The organism is Campylobacter sp. US42a, assembly GCF_004379055.1.
Taxonomy (GTDB): domain Bacteria; phylum Campylobacterota; class Campylobacteria; order Campylobacterales; family Campylobacteraceae; genus Campylobacter_D; species Campylobacter_D jejuni.
The window spans coordinates 134,224-149,194 of sequence record NZ_RYYK01000003.1; the positions used below are offsets into that span (position 1 = coordinate 134,224).

Consider the following 14,971-nt stretch of genomic DNA (forward strand, 5'->3'; position numbering starts at 1 on the left):
AAATGCTTAGTTTTTGTTTATACAGTTTAAATCTTCAAAAGCGATTTCAAGACGCTTTACCATACTTTCTTCACCGCTTCTTAACCAAACACGCGGATCATAGTATTTTTTATTTGGCTTGTCATCACCTTCTGGATTTCCAATTTGTCCTTGCAAATAAGCCCTATTTTTAAGTTCATATTCACGCACCCCATCCCAAAAAGCCCACTGGGTATCCGTGTCAATATTCATCTTGATTACGCCATAGCTTACTGCATCTTTAATATCTTTTAGCTCGCTACCGCTACCACCATGAAATACAAAATTTATAGGTTTATCATTTTTTAAAGCAAATTTATCTTTTACAAATTTTTGCGAATTTTTTAAAATTTCAGGTTGTAAACTAACATTTCCTGGCTTGTAAACTCCATGTACATTTCCAAAGCTTGCTGCGATTGAAAATTTATCACTAATTTTTCCAAGTCTTTCATATGCAAGTGCTACATCTTCTGGTTGGGTATAAAGCTTGGAATTATCAATACCTGTATTATCCACTCCATCTTCTTCGCCACCTGTACAACCCAGTTCTATTTCAAGCGCAACACCTAAAGCATCAAGTTTTTGAAGATAAACTTCACAAGTGCTAAGATTTTCTTCTAAACTTTCTTCGCTAAGATCAAGCATATGAGAACTAAATAAAGCTTGTCCATGGGTTTTTTTATATTGTGCATTTGCCTCAATAAGCCCATCAATCCAAGGCAAAAGTTTTCTTGCAGCATGATCAGTGTGTAAAATCACAGGTACACCATAAGCTTTAGCAAGTAAATGCACATGTTTAGCCCCACTAATTGCACCTAAAACTTCTCCATTAGGACAATTTTTTCCTGCATAAAATTTTGCCCCACCATTTGAAAACTGGATAATAACTGGAGAGTTAACTTTTTTTGCAGCTTCTAAAACTGCATTAATAGAATCAGTTCCTACAACATTAACAGCAGGGATAGCAAAACCCTCTGCTTTAGCATAGTCATAAACTTTATTAAGCTCATCTCCGCTAATCACCCCTGCTTTTACAATGTCTAAAACACCCATTATTTATATTCCACTTTAGCACTATTTAAAAGATCTTGGCCTTTTTGATTGATAACTTTTTTAAATTCTTCAAATTTAAGTCCGTTTTCAATACCTTGTTTTACTTCATCAAATTTGATTTGACCTTTAGCCTGCGAATTTTCTTTTAAGATTACATGATAACCAAAATTCGTTTTTACTGGAGTTGTAGTAATAGTACCATTTTTAAGTGCGAAAGCAGCATCTGTAAAAGGCTTTACCATAGTTGATTGATCAAACCAACCAAGCTCACCACCTTGGTTTTTTGAACCTGGATCAATTGATTTCTCTTTAGCAAGCTCACTAAATTTAGCATCTAGTTCTTTACCTTTTAAACCTTTAAGTTCGTTAATAATATCCTTAGCTTCTTTTTCTGTCGCTACTAAGATATGTTTTGCTTGCACTCTTGCAGGTTTTACATATTTGTCTTTATTTTGATCATAAAAAGCTTTAACTTTAGCCGCATCAATTTTAATAGTATTTAAAATTTTTTCTTGATAAACATTAACAAGTATTGCATCTTTTGCACGATCAAGTTCTTTTGTGTATAAAGGATCTTTTTCTAAATTTTGTTTTTTAGCATCTTGCAAAATTAAATCTTGCATAATATATTGCTGAATAAGAGCTTTTTTTTGATTATCTGGCAAAGTTTTAAAATCCTGTCCTCTAAGCATAGGGGCAAAAAATTCACTTACTTCTGTATCACTAATGCTCTTGCCATTAACAGTGGCTACTGTAGCTGCATTTACATTTAAAGCTACACCTGCAATCAAAGCTGCTGCGACTAAAGAAAATTTTTTCATTAGGTTTCCTTTTTAATAAAATGTATATAAAATCAATTATATCTAAACTTGGTTTAAAGCTAATTAACTAAAATTAAAAAATGAAAAGAAATTTAGAAATCAAAGAACTTTTTTTAAAACATTTTGACAAGCCTGTAACAGAGCTTAAATTTTCAAATTTATATGAGCTTTTAGTCTGCGTAATGCTTTCAGCCCAATGCACTGATAAAAGAGTTAACCTCATCACTCCTGATCTTTTTAAAGCTTATCCTGATATCAAATCCCTTGCAAATGCAAATTTATCAAGTCTTAAAACCTATATACAAACTTGTTCATTTTTTAATAATAAAGCACAAAATCTTATAAAAATGGCAAAAGCAGTTTGTGAAAATTTTGACGGAGAAATTCCCCTTGAAGAAGAGAAATTAAAATCCTTAGCAGGCGTAGGACAAAAAACCGCTCATGTAGTTTTAATAGAATGGTGCGGAGCAAATTTCATGGCTGTAGATACTCATGTTTTTAGAGTTTCTCACCGCTTAGGACTTAGCAAAGCAAAAACTCCAGAAGCTACAGAAGAAGATTTAACACGTATTTTTAAAGACAATCTTAACTATCTTCATCAAGCCATGGTTCTTTTTGGACGCTACACCTGTAAAGCTAAAAAACCTTTATGTAAAGAATGTTTTTTAAATCATCTTTGCAAAAGTAAAGATAAGGAACTTAAATGAAAATTTTCATCTTTTTACTCGCTATATCTCTTAATATTTTTGCCTTAGAATCTTACAAACCTAGTGCTGATTTTTCTTCTTATTTTAACAATATAAATTGCTCGCAAATCTTAGATAAGTTTTTTTATCTAAATTGCTATGATTATAAACTCAAAGGCACAAAAGCCGTTGCTTATAAAGTAGAAGCTTCAAATTTAAAAGATAAACAAATCAAAAAACGCCCTCGCTTTGAAGATGATACAAATATTCCTAAAAAATACCGCACTACTTGGAGTGATTATAAAAACAGTGGTTACACACGAGGACACACTGCGCCTAATGCTTCTTTTAGTTTTAGTAAAGCTGCTCAAAATTCAGTATTTTTAATGAGTAATATTACCCCACAAATTGCTCAAATAAATAATAAAATTTGGAATGAAATCGAGCAAAGAGAAAGAAATTTGGCTTTCAAATTTCAAAGTATCGAAGTTTTAAATTTAGTACTTTACGATAAAGAACCACTATACATTAAAAACCGTATTGCTATACCAAGTTTTTATGTAAAAATTATTAAAACTCCGAAATTTAAAGAATGCTATCAAGTACCAAACCATGAAGTAAATGATGAAAATATTAAACAGTATCAAATAAATTGTGATAAATTTTAAGGTATAAATTATGGAGATAAATGCTCTTACGATAACCACTCTTTATATCATAGGTATTTCCACAGAAGGAATGACAGGGGCTTTAGCTGCAGGACGCCATAAAATGGATCTTTTTGGAGTTATTTTTATTGCTCTCGTAACAGCAATTGGAGGCGGAAGCATAAGAGATGTGCTTTTAGGACATTATCCTTTAACTTGGGTTAAACATCCTGAATATATTATTTTAATCTGTTTTTGCGCCCTTGTAGCAACAAAAATTCCACGTGTAGTAACCAAACTTGAAACTTTATTTCTAACTCTTGATGCTATAGGACTTGTTGTTTTTAGCATACTTGGAGCTCAAATAGCCATAGATCAAAATCATGGTTTTATCATCGCTGTTGCTGCTGCTGTAATCACCGGTGTTTTTGGTGGAATTTTAAGAGATATTTTATGTATGAGAATCCCCTTGGTGTTTCAAAAAGAAATTTATGCAGGAATTGCCATAATTGCAGGAGCAATCTATTATTCTCTAATAATTTGGCTTGAGCTTAATGCTCTAGTTTGCACACTTTTAACTCTTTTTATAGGAGTTTTTGCAAGGCTTTTAGCTATCAAATATCAATGGTCTTTACCTATTTTTTCTTACAATGAAGAAAAATAATTTATCGTTGCTTTATACAAGTTTGCTAAGATATTAAAAATTTTAGGAGATTGATAAATGCGAAGACTAAGTATTTTACTTACGATTTTAATAGTTATTAATATAACAGCTTGCGATAGCAAAACAGAAAATTACTACAAAAATCATCCTAGCGAAGCAAAAGAAAAAGCAAAAGAATGCAAAGAAAGCGGAACTCTTAGCGAAGATTGTATTAATGCATTAAAAGTTGGTGTTAAACCAACAAATGAAGAGAGTAAATACAGTCCAAACACACCAAAAAAATCTGATAATCAGATATTAGAAACTTTAAAACAAAATGATTTAAAAAAAGAAAAAACCGCAAAAGATATTAACCAAAGTTCAGAAAATAATGAAAGTATTATAATACCACCTATAACAGAAACACCTTCTGAAATTTATCCTTCCAAAACAACAGAAAACAATCAAAGTTCTATCTTTAGCGATGATGTTAATATAACACAGGAAAAATTACCATGAAAATAACTCTTTTTTTAAGCCTTATTGGTATATTTTTTGCAGCATGCGAACAAACCAAAAGTGTAGAATATTATCAAAATCACCCTGAAGAAGCGAAAAAAAGAAGTTTAGAATGCAGACACAAAGCTATCATCAGTCAAGATTGTGTTAATGCGTATAAGGTAGGTTTTCCAAAAGATGAATGGGAAGATGAAAATATTTCTAATCCTTAAAAGCTATAAAAGTTTCAAAATTTGCCCATTTAAAAATACTTTCTATTTTCTTAAAACCTGCCTTTTCTAGCATGTTTAAATTTTCTTTTTGACTATAAGGAATTAAAACATTTTCTAAAGCTTCTCTTTTAGCTGCAATTTCAAATTTAGAATAGCCTTGTTTTTCTTTATAATCAGCATAAAGCTCTATGATATTTTTAGACAAAAAAGCATCTTCATAAAGGATTTTTTCACTCATAATCAAAATGCCTTTAGAGTTTAAATTTTTATAAATTTTATCAAGCAATTCTTGTCTTTTAGGAGGGCGAATAAACTGCATGGTATAATTTGACACAAAAACATCACAAACAAAAAAATCAAATTCGCATAAATTAGCTTCAAAAAAACTTATATCAAGCCCATAAGCTTTAGCTTTTGACTTTGCAACTTCGAGCATAGAAGCGGAATTATCCACGCCAAAAAGTTTAAAATCCTTTCTTAGATTTGCCAAAAAAATCAAAAAATTAGCACTTGAGCAGCCCAAATCACAAACACTTGCATTTGTAGATAAAATTTTAGCCAATAAATTACCACAAAGTTCTAAATTTTCTCTATAAAATGGTACAGAACGATTGATCATATCATCAAAAACACTAGCCACGCTTTTATCAAATTCAAATTGTTTTTTAGGGCTTTGTTTAAAAAGTTCATCTTTCATCATTTTTCCTTAATAATTCTCTAGCTTGCTCTATGTCTTTGGCAATTTGATTTTTAAGTTTTTTTAGATCTTGAAATTTTTGATTCTCTCTTAGAAAAGATATAAACTCAAGTTCGAAAAACTCCCCTTGTGTGAATTTTTCACCCAATTCTTCTAAAATATGACTTTCTATAGCAAAATTTTCATCGCTTGACCTTATACCTAAAAAACTCACACTTTTATAAATTTTTCTTTGACTTTTTAACAAAGTAGCATAAACACCATTTTGAGGTAAAAAATAACCTTCACAATCTAAATTTATAGTCGCAAAAAGTTCTTTAGAGCCCAAACCTTGTCCTTTAATCATCTTCCCTTTGATACTATAATCTCTTCCTAAAAATTCTTTTGCTTTTTGCAAATTTGCTTTTGATAAAAAATCCTTAATTAAACTTGCATGAACACCTACTCCGCCTATGTTAAATTCATCAACTATTATAGTTTTTATCCCACTTAAAAACTCAATATCTTTAGCATTATAAGCCCTATTTTTCCCAAAAGAAAAATCATATCCCACTACTATAAATTTTAAATTGACAAATTCTTTTTTCAAAAAGCTTAAAAAATCTTTACCATCTAAAGATTTTATACTTTCAAAATCCACTTCTATAACTTTTTTTCCTGAAATTTCTTCTTTTTGACGATTTGAACAAAGAAATTGACCCTTAAATTTATTAATAACTAACAAAGCCCCATTCTCATCTAAACATTTTACAAGTTTTAGATGTCCTAAATGCATACCATCAAAACAACCTATGGCTAAAGAAGTAATATTAATTTTTGATATAGTAGTAAAAATATTCAACATTACCTTCCTTTCCTTTAATGCTTGATTTTTGCGTATTTTTTAAAAGCCAACCCAATTTAGCACATTCTTTTTCAAAATCCATTCTTGCCTTTAAGATTGCCTTATCATCTTTTAAAACACCCTTTTTATCTCTTTTGATATTTTTCCCTACTTCAAACTGAGGCTTAAAAAGTAAGATAATTTCCTTTAAAGCTAAATTATCGATATAATAAAGTAAATTAATAAGAGAAATAAAACTCACATCGCAAGTAATAAGTTCAAATTTTTCTTCACTTTTAAAGGTTCTAAGATCTGTATTTTCATGCAAGATAATTTTTTCATTTGTTCTTAAACTTAGATGGAGTTGATTGTTACCTACATCAAGAGCAGTGATTTTTAAAGCCTGATTTTCAAGTAAAATTTGCACAAAACCACCCGTACTAGATCCTATATCAAGACAATTTTTATGTTTTATTTCAATACCATTTTCTTCTAAAAAATTTTTTAATTTTAAAGCCGCCCTTGAAACATAAATTTCACTTAAAAGATCCAATTTTAACCCATCAGTTAAAAGTATATCTTCAGGATTTAAATCTTGCGTTTTTTTTAAATTTTCTAAAAAATTTTTCACATCAAAAGAAGCTTTAAAACTTTTACCATTAAGCAAAACCTCTTCATTTTCTATAAGCTCTAAGGCTTTATTTCTACTGATATTTAAACGCTTTGAAACAAAAAAATCAAATCTCATTTTAAACTCTCATTTATTCTTTTTTCCAAGTCTTCTTTTTCTTTAGAAAACCACCAAATGCCTATTTCAAAAGCATTTTTTTTAAAAATTTCTCTAAGATCTTTAAGATCTTTTTCAAAAAGATCTTTTTCTTTTTGAATTAAACTTAAGTTATTATCTTTTAAAAAATCAAAATTATTCATCCATAAAAGTATTTGTTCTTGTTCGGATTTTAAGGCATTATTTCTTTGCTCTTTTAAAAAATAACTTCCTAAAACCATGATAAAACACAAAAATAAAACAATTATTTTTATCTTTATTTTCAAAACAAAATTAAAAACAAAAGCCAAAAGAGAACAAAACATAAAAAAATTAAAAAAATCAAAAATAAAATTTAAAGCCCTAAATCCCAAATATCCAAAATAAGAAAAAATAAAAAATTTTAAATTTGAAACAAAATACAAAAATTCAGATAAAAAATCAAAATAAACAAAAGAAGCACTCTTATAGGCAATGATTTTCCCAGAAAAAAGTTCTAAATTTAAAAGTTCATTGTAAGTAAAAAAAAGCCCATAAAATGCATAAAATAAAGCAGTAAAAAAACTAGCGATAACAACTATTCTAAAATCATTATAAGCATTATCTACAAATTGCAAATGTAATTCTTTTTTTAAAAATATCATCAATAAAGGCAAAATTATAAATATAAAAACAAAATCAATTTTTTCAAGATTTAAAAAATTTAAAAATAAAGAAATAAGTCCAAAAATCGCCAAGAAAAAACTAAAAATATAAAGATAAAAATCCCCCATACTAATACGATAAAACAAACTTCCCTTAATCAAAGTAGCTTCTTTTATAATATTTTTTCTAAGCTTTAAAAATAAAAAGAATTCCCAAAAAAGTGTTAAAAAAATAGGAATTAAAAAAAATAAAGAAAAAACAGTCCTTTGCCAAGTTAGTAAAAAGCCAAAAAGGCTTAAAAGCGTTAAAATATAAGAACTATTCTTTAACAAGCTCATTAAAAGCACTTTCATCTATACATTTTACTTCAAGCTCTTTAGCCTTAATCAGCTTAGAACCTGCCTCTTCTCCAAAAAGCACATAGTCAGTCTTTTTAGAAACTGAGCCACTTACCTTACCCCCAAGCTTTTCTATCAAAGCCTTAAACTCATCTCTTGAGCGTGAAAGAGTACCTGTAATTACAAAAGTTTTACCAAAAATCACACCATCACTTTTGATTTCAAGTTTTTCTATTTTCAAATTTAAAAGCTTGTAAAACTCATCAATTCTTGTACGATTAACACGCGTAAATTCGCAAAGACTTAAAGCCATTTGCTCTCCAAAACCTTCTAAATTGGCATAAGCTTCAAAGCTTTGCTTGTGCCACTCTTTACCAAAACTTAAACTTAATTTTTTAGCCGCAACCTCGCCAATATGCTCTATCCCTAAAGCTGTGATAAAACGAAAAAGCTCACATTCTCTTGCTTGTTCTATAGCATTTAAAAGATTGTTAATTTTCTTTTCCTTAAAGCCTTCCAAACCTTCAAAATCACTAAATTTTAAATGAAAAATGCTCTCAAGCGTAGTGATTTTTTTGTGTTTGTATAAAAGCTCTACTATATTTTCTCCAAGTCCGTCGATATTAAGACATTTTTTAGAAACAAAATGAATGATGGAATTTACAAGTCTATCTTCACAGTCTATATTTTGACATTTTATTAAAGTTCCTTCATCTAAAAGCTCACTTTGGCAAGTAGGACAAAGCTTAGGGCGTGAAATTTCCATCTCTAAACCTTCTCTACGCTCTTTAAAAACCTTAGTGATTTTAGGGATAACATCGCCACTTCTTATCACGCTTACAAAATCATTGATTTTAACATCAAGTCTTGCAATTTCATCAAAATTATGAAGTGTGGCTGATTTTACTACAACCCCATCTAAATTTACAGGTTCTAAAACCGCCACAGGAGTGATCACTCCACTTCTTCCCACTTGTAAATTTACACCTATTAAACGCGTAGTTTTTTCAAGTGCAGGAAATTTAAAAGCTGCCATAAATTTTGGAAATTTTACCGTATAGCCTAGCTCTTCACAAAGTGCAAGATCATCAATTCTTACCACCATACCGTCCATCATCATAGGCTTTTTTTCTCTTAGAACTAAAAGCTCATCATAAGCTTTTAAAACCTCATCTAAATTAGCACAAAGCTTAATAAAATCATCTTTTAAAAAACCAAGCTCTCTGATAAATTGCATCACCTCGCTATGCTTGGTGAAATTTAAGGTATTTTCCCCTACTCCCCAAGGATAAAATTTCAAATTTCTTTCTTTAGTGATGCTTGTATCAAGCTGCCTTAAACTTCCGCTTGCAGCATTGCGTGGATTGGCAAATAAACTCTGATTTAAAAGGGCTCTTTTTTCGTTGATTTTCTCAAAATCATCTTTTAAAATCACCACTTCTCCACGAATTTCTATCCTTTCTTTATAGGCTATATTTTTAGGTATATTTTCTATCTCAAAAACATTAAGCGTTATATCCTCGCCCACTTCGCCATCACCCCTAGTGGCGCCGCTTACTAATTTACCATTTTCATAAAGCAAATTTAAACTCGCTCCATCAAATTTAGGCTCTATAAAAAAGTTTTTTTCACATTTTGCGCGTTTTGCCCAAGCCCTAAGCTCACTCTCATCAAACACATCTTCCATCGACCACATACGCTTTAAATGAGCTATTTTTTTAAACTCGCTTTGTATAGTAGGAGCTATTTTTTGTGTTGGAGAGTCTTTTGAAATTTCATCTTTATTTTGTTCTTCAAAAACTCTTAATTCTCTGATTAAAGCATCGTATTCTTCATCGCTAGCCAAGGGTTCATCTTTTTCATAATATGCCCTCATCCACAAATTGGCTAAAGCAACTTTTTCTAAATACTCTTCTTTTTTCATCTAAACTCCTATATTATCCATTGCCTGCGCTAAAGCAAAAAGTTGTTTGTGCTCATATAAATCATGCACTCTTATAATACTAGCACCATTTTCAAAAGCCTTTAAATGCAAATACAAAGTTCCTGCTAAACGATCTTTAATCTCGCTTTGAAAATACGCATTAATCACACTTTTGCGACTCGCACCTATAAGCAAAGGCTTATTAAATTGTAAAAAATGTTCTAAGTGTTTGATTAAAATCATATTATGCCCCGCACTCTTTCCAAAACCAATACCTACATCTAAAATACTTTCTTTTACCCCACAACTTTCTAAAAGTTCAAGTTTTTCTTTAAAAAACAAAGTCATTTCATCAAGCAAATCTTCATAAAAAGGATTTTCTTGCATGTTATTTGGATTGTTTTGCATGTGCATTAAGCAATATTTTGCCTCATATTTACTTGCAAGTTTGGCTAGATTAAGATTTCTTAAACTTGTAATATCATTAATGAGTTTAAAACCCTTATTTAAAGCATATTCTAGACAATATTCATCAAAACTATCTAAGCTAAAAATTGCTTGTTCGTAATAATTTTTCTCATAAATTAAGTCAAGTACTTTTTTCAGTCTTTTAAATTCCTCTTCCTTGCCACAATACTCACTCCCAGGTCTTGAACTAACTGCACCTATATCGATATACTCAGGCTTTAAAGCAAGAAAGTCATTAAGCCTTTTTTCAAAGTCTTCTTCACTCACACGACTTTTTGCATTAAAACTGTCTTCATTGACATTAATCACTGCCATAAGCTCAGCTTTTTTTGGTTTTAAAAAATCTTTTTGCAAAAAAAGAGCCAAATTTTTAAGTCCAAAATCTTGAAGTTTTTCTTTGACAATAAGCTTTTGAATTTGCTCTTTACTTGCCATTAAAAGTGCATTTGAATGAGTGATTTTTGCAGTAATTACTTCTTTATGAGTAATAAGTTCAGCTCCTACTCTTAAAGCATCTTGTTTTAAAATATTTGCCGCAGGAGTAGAAATATCTTTAATAAAAATAAAATGAATTTTTGTTTTTTCACTCATAATCTTTTGTCCCATTTTATGGGGATTTATGAAAGAACAAAGCAAATTAAAATCGGTGTTTGGATTGATTTTAAAAAATTTCATTTTATTTCTTTGTATAGTAATTTAGCAAAAGAGTAGCCAAAAGCACCCCGCTTTTAGAATTTAATTTTGCAAGCTCATAACTTTCATAAAAAAACTCTAATTCTTCAGCGTTAAAATCTTTATATTTCACACATTCTTTAGCAAGCAATGCGATTTGATCCATAAGTTCATTTTTATCTAAATTTTCATTTTTTTGCAAAAAATCAAAAAGCATTCTTAAATCCATTCTTTTAAGATCTAAATCAAGTTTTTTAACTTCCTTTTCAACTTTTCTTTTTTCACAAATAAGACGTGATTTTATAGTAGGTAAAAGTAAATTTTTAGAAGGTACCACAATAAGAAATTTAATATTTTTTGGAGGTTCTTCAAGAAGTTTAAGTAAAAAATTTTGTGCTTCTATCCTATAAGAATCCGCCATTAAAACAATAATTTTTTCTTCGGTTTCTGCGATATAGCTTTCTTTTTCAACTGCTCTTGCATCATCAAGTAAAAATTCATTTTGTGGCATAAAAAATCTTAATTTTTTAATACCAAAATTATTAATCATTTCTTCTTTAATACCTAAAAAATCTTCACTGATAATAATCTTACTAATAAACAAAATATTTATCCTAATTGCACCTTGGAAAATAATATTGCATCCAAACTTACATCAAAAAGTTGATATAAACTAATAAGCTTGATATCCAAGTCTTTATCTTTAGAATTTAAATAAAAACTATCTTGTAACTGCTCATCAAAAAGCCACAATAAACTATCATCTCTTGATTTAGCGATTAAAGATTTATTATCAGAAGCACTTCCTATATAAAAATACACATAACCATTAGGAAAAGAAATGTCAAGCAAGTCATTAAGTAAAGCTATATCTTCTGAACTTTGTACTTTCTTCTTGCATAAAGAATTTAACGACACAAAAGGAAGCATGGGACGAGCGGCTTTTGAATTTATATTTTTTAAAAAATACTCTTCATACCAAGATCTTTGTTCATCGCACATTAAGACAAAAGTACGTCCTTCTAAAAGATATTTAAGTCTTGCGGCCATCAAAGGAGCCCATTCTAAACGACGCGACTCCAACCATGCCATAAAAGCTCCGCCATTGCGGATATTTTCAAGAGTAAAACTTAAAAAATCACTCATTTATTTATCAAGTCCGTAGCACTCATGTAGTGCTCTAACTGCAAGTTCTCCGTATTTTTCATGAACTATCATCGAAATTTTAATTTCGCTAGTAGAAATCATACCGATATTAATCCCCTCATCAGCTAAAGCTTTAAAAGCTTTACTTGCCACTCCTGAATGTGATTTCATGCCTACGCCGACTATAGAAACTTTTACTACAGCACTATCACTTTCTATAGTTGTTTTTGAGCTTAAAATTTTTTGCATAGCATTTTTAGCTAATTCAAGTTCATTTTGAGGAACCGTAAAACCCAAATTTGTAGCGCCATCAACTCCAACATTTTGTATAATCATATCTACATTAATATTTTCATTTGCTAAAACAGAAAAAATTTCAGCTGCGATTCCAGGCTTATCTTCTACATTTCTTAAAGTCACTCTTGCTTGATTTTTATCCAAAGCAATACCACTTACTAAAGCTTGTTCCATTCCATCTTCCTTTGTTATCATTGTTCCTTCGTTATTGTTAAAACTACTTCTAGTTACTAAGTTAACATTTAATTTTTTTGCAAGCTCTACAGAGCGATTTTGCAAAACTTTTGCACCCAAACTTGCAAGTTCAAGCATTTCTTCATAAGAAATTTTATCCAATTTCTTTGCCTTTGGTTCAATTCTTGGATCTGTTGTATAAACCCCATCAACATCGGTATAAATTTCACACAAATCCGCATTTAAGGCACCTGCTACCGCCACAGCACTTAAGTCGCTTCCACCACGCCCTAAGGTAGTTACATTACCTTCCTCATCTACACCTTGAAAACCTGCTATAACAACTATTTTACCATTTTGAAGTTCTGATTTTATCGCTTTTGTATCAATATGATGAATTCTTGCCTTTGTAAAAACACTATCTGTAATAATTCCCGCTTTTCTCCCAGAAAATGATATAGCAGGATAACCCTTTTCATTTAAAGCGATGGAAAGTAAAGCGCTTGTTACACGCTCTCCACTGCTTAAAAGCATATCCATATCTTTACCATTAGGAGTTTTACTAAAATATTCAGCTTGCTCGATAAGAGTATTTGTCACCCCACTCATTGCAGATACTACAACAACAAGTTGATTACCCTGTTGCGCACTTTGGATAACCCTATTGGCTACTGCTTCAATACGCTCAAGTGTTCCAACGCTTGTTCCACCATATTTTTGAACTATAAGCATTTTAGATATAACCTTTCTCTTCAAAATATTTGATCACTTTAACATAAATATTTTTTTTGAAATGATTAATCATTTCAAAAATTTGTTTAACACTCACAAATTGATAATCATCAAATTCAGGATGCTTGGTATTGATATTGATTGTAGCACCGTGTTTTAAACGCACTAAAAAATATTTTTGAATCTGTCCATCATAAGGATACATTTTTTTAACAATTTTACTCGGAAAATCATAACTCAACCATTCTGGATACTCAGCAATGATTTCAACCTCATCAGTGCCTATTTCTTCTTTTAGTTCTCTAAATAAAGCGTTTTTGACACTTTCACCTTTATCAATACCTCCTTGTGGAAATTGCCAAATATTATCCATATCGCTTCTTTTAGCTATGAAAATCTTACACTCAAAAGGATAAGAACTTGATAAAACAATAGCTGCAACATTTGGTCTATAATTTTTCTCGTTTTCCACAATATTTTTCCTTAAATCTCAAGAATATAATTTTAACCTAAATCAAATCAAATTTTTATTAAAATACATTAAAAATTTAATAAAATATTTTAGGGTTTTTATGCATTTTTATATCCATATTCCATTTTGTGAAAGCAAATGTAATTATTGTGCTTTTACAAGTTTGAAAAAAAATGATTATGAAAAAGCTTATTTTCAGGCTTTAAAAGAAGATATTGTTTTTCAATTAAAACAATTTAACATTCAATCAAATCAAATTAAAACCTTATTCATAGGCGGAGGAACACCAAGTTGTGTTGATGCGTATAATTATGAAAATATTTTTAAAATTTTATATCCCTTGCTAGATAAAAATGTAGAAATTTCATGCGAAGCTAATCCCAACTCAGCAACATTAAATTGGCTTAAAAATATGAAAAATTTAGGAGTTAATCGCATTTCTTTTGGAGCTCAAAGTTTTCATCCTAAAAAACTTCACTTTCTTGGAAGAATTCACAATCAAGAAATGATTATCAAAGCATTAGAAAATGCAAATAAAGTAGGTTTTAAAAATATCAATTTAGATCTTATTTATGATACAAAATTAGACAATAAAAAAATGCTTGAATTTGAACTCTTACACTTAAAACAAATCAAGGCTTTAATCACACACCTTAGTGCTTATAATTTAACCATAGAATCAAACACAGCCTTTGCCAAAAAAGAACATTTCAAAAAAAATGCTCCTAATTTAATGAAATTTTTCATCAAACAACTTCTAGAGCTTGACTTTTTTCAATATGAAATCAGTAATTTTTCAAAAACCAAAGCCCAAATTTGCAAACATAATCTTGCTTATTGGCAAGGAAAAAACTACCTAGCTTGTGGATTAAGTGCAGTAGGATTTTATGAAAATAAGCGTTTTTATACAGCAAAAAATTTAAAAAATTACATAGAAAATCCTACTTTTAGATCTATAGAGCAACTAAGCTCCAAAGACTTGAATTTAGAACATCTATTTTTAGGACTTAGAAGTATAGTAGGGATTGATGAAACAAAACTCAATCAATGGCAAAAAGACAAAATAAATATATTATTAAAAGAAAAAAAACTTTTTTACAAAAATAAAAGATATTTTAATCCTAATTTTCTCATTAGCGACGAACTTGCTTTATATCTCTCATCTTAAATTTAAGTTTTTTAAGTAAAATATTTATTTAAAATATCAAATCAAAGAGT

The 14,971-nt window shown here is 29.7% G+C and carries 18 protein-coding genes; 6 read left to right on the forward strand and 12 right to left on the reverse strand.

Features of this window, described 5'->3' with window-relative positions; all coding sequences use genetic code 11:
- Positions 1-6 precede the first annotated feature (6 nt).
- Complete coding sequence (gene fbaA / locus ELQ10_RS04100) at positions 7-1,071, reverse strand: class II fructose-bisphosphate aldolase (RefSeq protein WP_002892292.1); 1,065 nt, start codon at positions 1,069-1,071, stop codon at positions 7-9.
- Positions 1,071-1,892: a peptidylprolyl isomerase PEB4 gene (peb4, locus tag ELQ10_RS04105; protein ID WP_002892290.1), complete on the reverse strand. Its 822-nt coding sequence runs from the start codon at positions 1,890-1,892 to the stop codon at positions 1,071-1,073. Before peb4 ends, fbaA begins: the two co-directional genes overlap by 1 nt.
- Positions 1,893-1,972: 80 nt before the next feature.
- On the opposite strand from peb4, the gene nth reads away from it, so the two are divergent.
- From nth to ELQ10_RS04130, 5 genes are read left to right on the forward strand one after another with little or no spacing between them, the layout of a single operon-like run.
- Positions 1,973-2,599, forward strand: a complete 627-nt coding sequence (gene nth, locus ELQ10_RS04110) for an endonuclease III (protein WP_002921198.1) — start codon at positions 1,973-1,975, stop codon at positions 2,597-2,599.
- Positions 2,596-3,246: a DNA/RNA non-specific endonuclease gene (locus ELQ10_RS04115; protein WP_002866466.1), complete on the forward strand. Its 651-nt coding sequence runs from the start codon at positions 2,596-2,598 to the stop codon at positions 3,244-3,246. Before nth ends, ELQ10_RS04115 begins: the two co-directional genes overlap by 4 nt.
- Before the next feature lie 10 nt (positions 3,247-3,256).
- Positions 3,257-3,889 (forward strand): trimeric intracellular cation channel family protein, encoded by a 633-nt coding sequence (locus ELQ10_RS04120; protein ID WP_134250233.1) that lies wholly within the window; start codon positions 3,257-3,259, stop codon positions 3,887-3,889.
- Between the two features lie 57 nt (positions 3,890-3,946).
- Positions 3,947-4,387 (forward strand): EexN family lipoprotein, encoded by a 441-nt coding sequence (locus ELQ10_RS04125; RefSeq protein WP_134250234.1) that lies wholly within the window; start codon positions 3,947-3,949, stop codon positions 4,385-4,387.
- On the forward strand, positions 4,378-4,599 hold the full coding sequence (locus ELQ10_RS04130; protein WP_079005306.1) for an EexN family lipoprotein: 222 nt from the start codon (positions 4,378-4,380) through the stop codon (positions 4,597-4,599). Before ELQ10_RS04125 ends, ELQ10_RS04130 begins: the two co-directional genes overlap by 10 nt.
- Here the strand turns inward: ELQ10_RS04130 and cmoA are convergent.
- From cmoA to ELQ10_RS04180, 10 genes are read right to left on the reverse strand one after another with little or no spacing between them, the layout of a single operon-like run.
- Positions 4,589-5,299 (reverse strand): carboxy-S-adenosyl-L-methionine synthase CmoA, encoded by a 711-nt coding sequence (gene cmoA, locus ELQ10_RS04135; RefSeq protein ID WP_079005305.1) that lies wholly within the window; start codon positions 5,297-5,299, stop codon positions 4,589-4,591. The genes ELQ10_RS04130 and cmoA overlap by 11 nt on opposite strands.
- Positions 5,286-6,140 carry a bifunctional riboflavin kinase/FAD synthetase gene (locus tag ELQ10_RS04140; RefSeq protein WP_134250235.1) on the reverse strand — a complete coding sequence of 285 codons (855 nt, stop codon included), beginning with the start codon at positions 6,138-6,140 and terminating at the stop codon, positions 5,286-5,288. Before ELQ10_RS04140 ends, cmoA begins: the two co-directional genes overlap by 14 nt.
- Complete coding sequence (locus tag ELQ10_RS04145) at positions 6,106-6,867, reverse strand: TlyA family RNA methyltransferase (protein ID WP_044305887.1); 762 nt, start codon at positions 6,865-6,867, stop codon at positions 6,106-6,108. The genes ELQ10_RS04140 and ELQ10_RS04145 overlap by 35 nt, the downstream gene beginning before the upstream one ends.
- Complete coding sequence (locus ELQ10_RS04150) at positions 6,864-7,868, reverse strand: hypothetical protein (protein WP_079005345.1); 1,005 nt, start codon at positions 7,866-7,868, stop codon at positions 6,864-6,866. The genes ELQ10_RS04145 and ELQ10_RS04150 overlap by 4 nt, the downstream gene beginning before the upstream one ends.
- Entirely contained in the window at positions 7,849-9,792 is a 1,944-nt protein-coding gene (gene ligA, locus ELQ10_RS04155) for an NAD-dependent DNA ligase LigA (protein WP_134250236.1), read from the reverse strand. The genes ELQ10_RS04150 and ligA overlap by 20 nt, the downstream gene beginning before the upstream one ends.
- Entirely contained in the window at positions 9,793-10,935 is a 1,143-nt protein-coding gene (folP, locus tag ELQ10_RS04160; RefSeq protein ID WP_134250237.1) for a dihydropteroate synthase, read from the reverse strand.
- A 1-nt stretch (position 10,936) separates the two neighbouring features.
- A complete protein-coding gene (locus ELQ10_RS04165; protein WP_002921223.1) occupies positions 10,937-11,536 on the reverse strand; it encodes a DNA polymerase III subunit delta' in 600 nt (199 codons plus the stop codon).
- A gap of 5 nt (positions 11,537-11,541) precedes the next feature.
- Entirely contained in the window at positions 11,542-12,078 is a 537-nt protein-coding gene (locus tag ELQ10_RS04170; protein ID WP_002861289.1) for a HobA family DNA replication regulator, read from the reverse strand.
- A complete protein-coding gene (locus tag ELQ10_RS04175) occupies positions 12,079-13,281 on the reverse strand; it encodes an aspartate kinase (RefSeq protein ID WP_002854935.1) in 1,203 nt (400 codons plus the stop codon).
- Between the two features lies 1 nt (position 13,282).
- Positions 13,283-13,753: an RNA pyrophosphohydrolase gene (locus ELQ10_RS04180; RefSeq protein WP_002854797.1), complete on the reverse strand. Its 471-nt coding sequence runs from the start codon at positions 13,751-13,753 to the stop codon at positions 13,283-13,285.
- Positions 13,754-13,853: 100 nt separating this feature from the next.
- Here ELQ10_RS04180 and hemW point away from each other — a divergent pair, with 100 nt between their 5' ends.
- A complete protein-coding gene (gene hemW, locus ELQ10_RS04185) occupies positions 13,854-14,921 on the forward strand; it encodes a radical SAM family heme chaperone HemW (protein WP_134250238.1) in 1,068 nt (355 codons plus the stop codon).
- The last annotated feature ends 50 nt before the right edge of the window (positions 14,922-14,971 follow it).

Bases quoted from the DNA above. Each gene is read 5' to 3' on its own strand.
- fbaA (WP_002892292.1), bottom strand. From the start codon at position 1,071: ATGGGTGTTTTAGACATTGTAAAAGCAGGGGTGATTAGCGGAGATGAG.
- peb4 (WP_002892290.1), bottom strand. From the start codon at position 1,892: ATGAAAAAATTTTCTTTAGTCGCAGCAGCTTTGATTGCAGGTGTAGCT.
- nth (WP_002921198.1), top strand. From the start codon at position 1,973: ATGAAAAGAAATTTAGAAATCAAAGAACTTTTTTTAAAACATTTTGAC.
- ELQ10_RS04115 (WP_002866466.1), top strand. From the start codon at position 2,596: ATGAAAATTTTCATCTTTTTACTCGCTATATCTCTTAATATTTTTGCC.
- ELQ10_RS04120 (WP_134250233.1), top strand. From the start codon at position 3,257: ATGGAGATAAATGCTCTTACGATAACCACTCTTTATATCATAGGTATT.
- ELQ10_RS04125 (WP_134250234.1), top strand. From the start codon at position 3,947: ATGCGAAGACTAAGTATTTTACTTACGATTTTAATAGTTATTAATATA.
- cmoA (WP_079005305.1), bottom strand. From the start codon at position 5,299: ATGATGAAAGATGAACTTTTTAAACAAAGCCCTAAAAAACAATTTGAA.
- ELQ10_RS04140 (WP_134250235.1), bottom strand. From the start codon at position 6,140: ATGTTGAATATTTTTACTACTATATCAAAAATTAATATTACTTCTTTA.
- ELQ10_RS04145 (WP_044305887.1), bottom strand. From the start codon at position 6,867: ATGAGATTTGATTTTTTTGTTTCAAAGCGTTTAAATATCAGTAGAAAT.
- ELQ10_RS04150 (WP_079005345.1), bottom strand. From the start codon at position 7,868: ATGAGCTTGTTAAAGAATAGTTCTTATATTTTAACGCTTTTAAGCCTT.
- ligA (WP_134250236.1), bottom strand. From the start codon at position 9,792: ATGAAAAAAGAAGAGTATTTAGAAAAAGTTGCTTTAGCCAATTTGTGG.
- folP (WP_134250237.1), bottom strand. From the start codon at position 10,935: ATGAAATTTTTTAAAATCAATCCAAACACCGATTTTAATTTGCTTTGT.
- ELQ10_RS04170 (WP_002861289.1), bottom strand. From the start codon at position 12,078: ATGAGTGATTTTTTAAGTTTTACTCTTGAAAATATCCGCAATGGCGGA.
- ELQ10_RS04175 (WP_002854935.1), bottom strand. From the start codon at position 13,281: ATGCTTATAGTTCAAAAATATGGTGGAACAAGCGTTGGAACACTTGAG.
- hemW (WP_134250238.1), top strand. From the start codon at position 13,854: ATGCATTTTTATATCCATATTCCATTTTGTGAAAGCAAATGTAATTAT.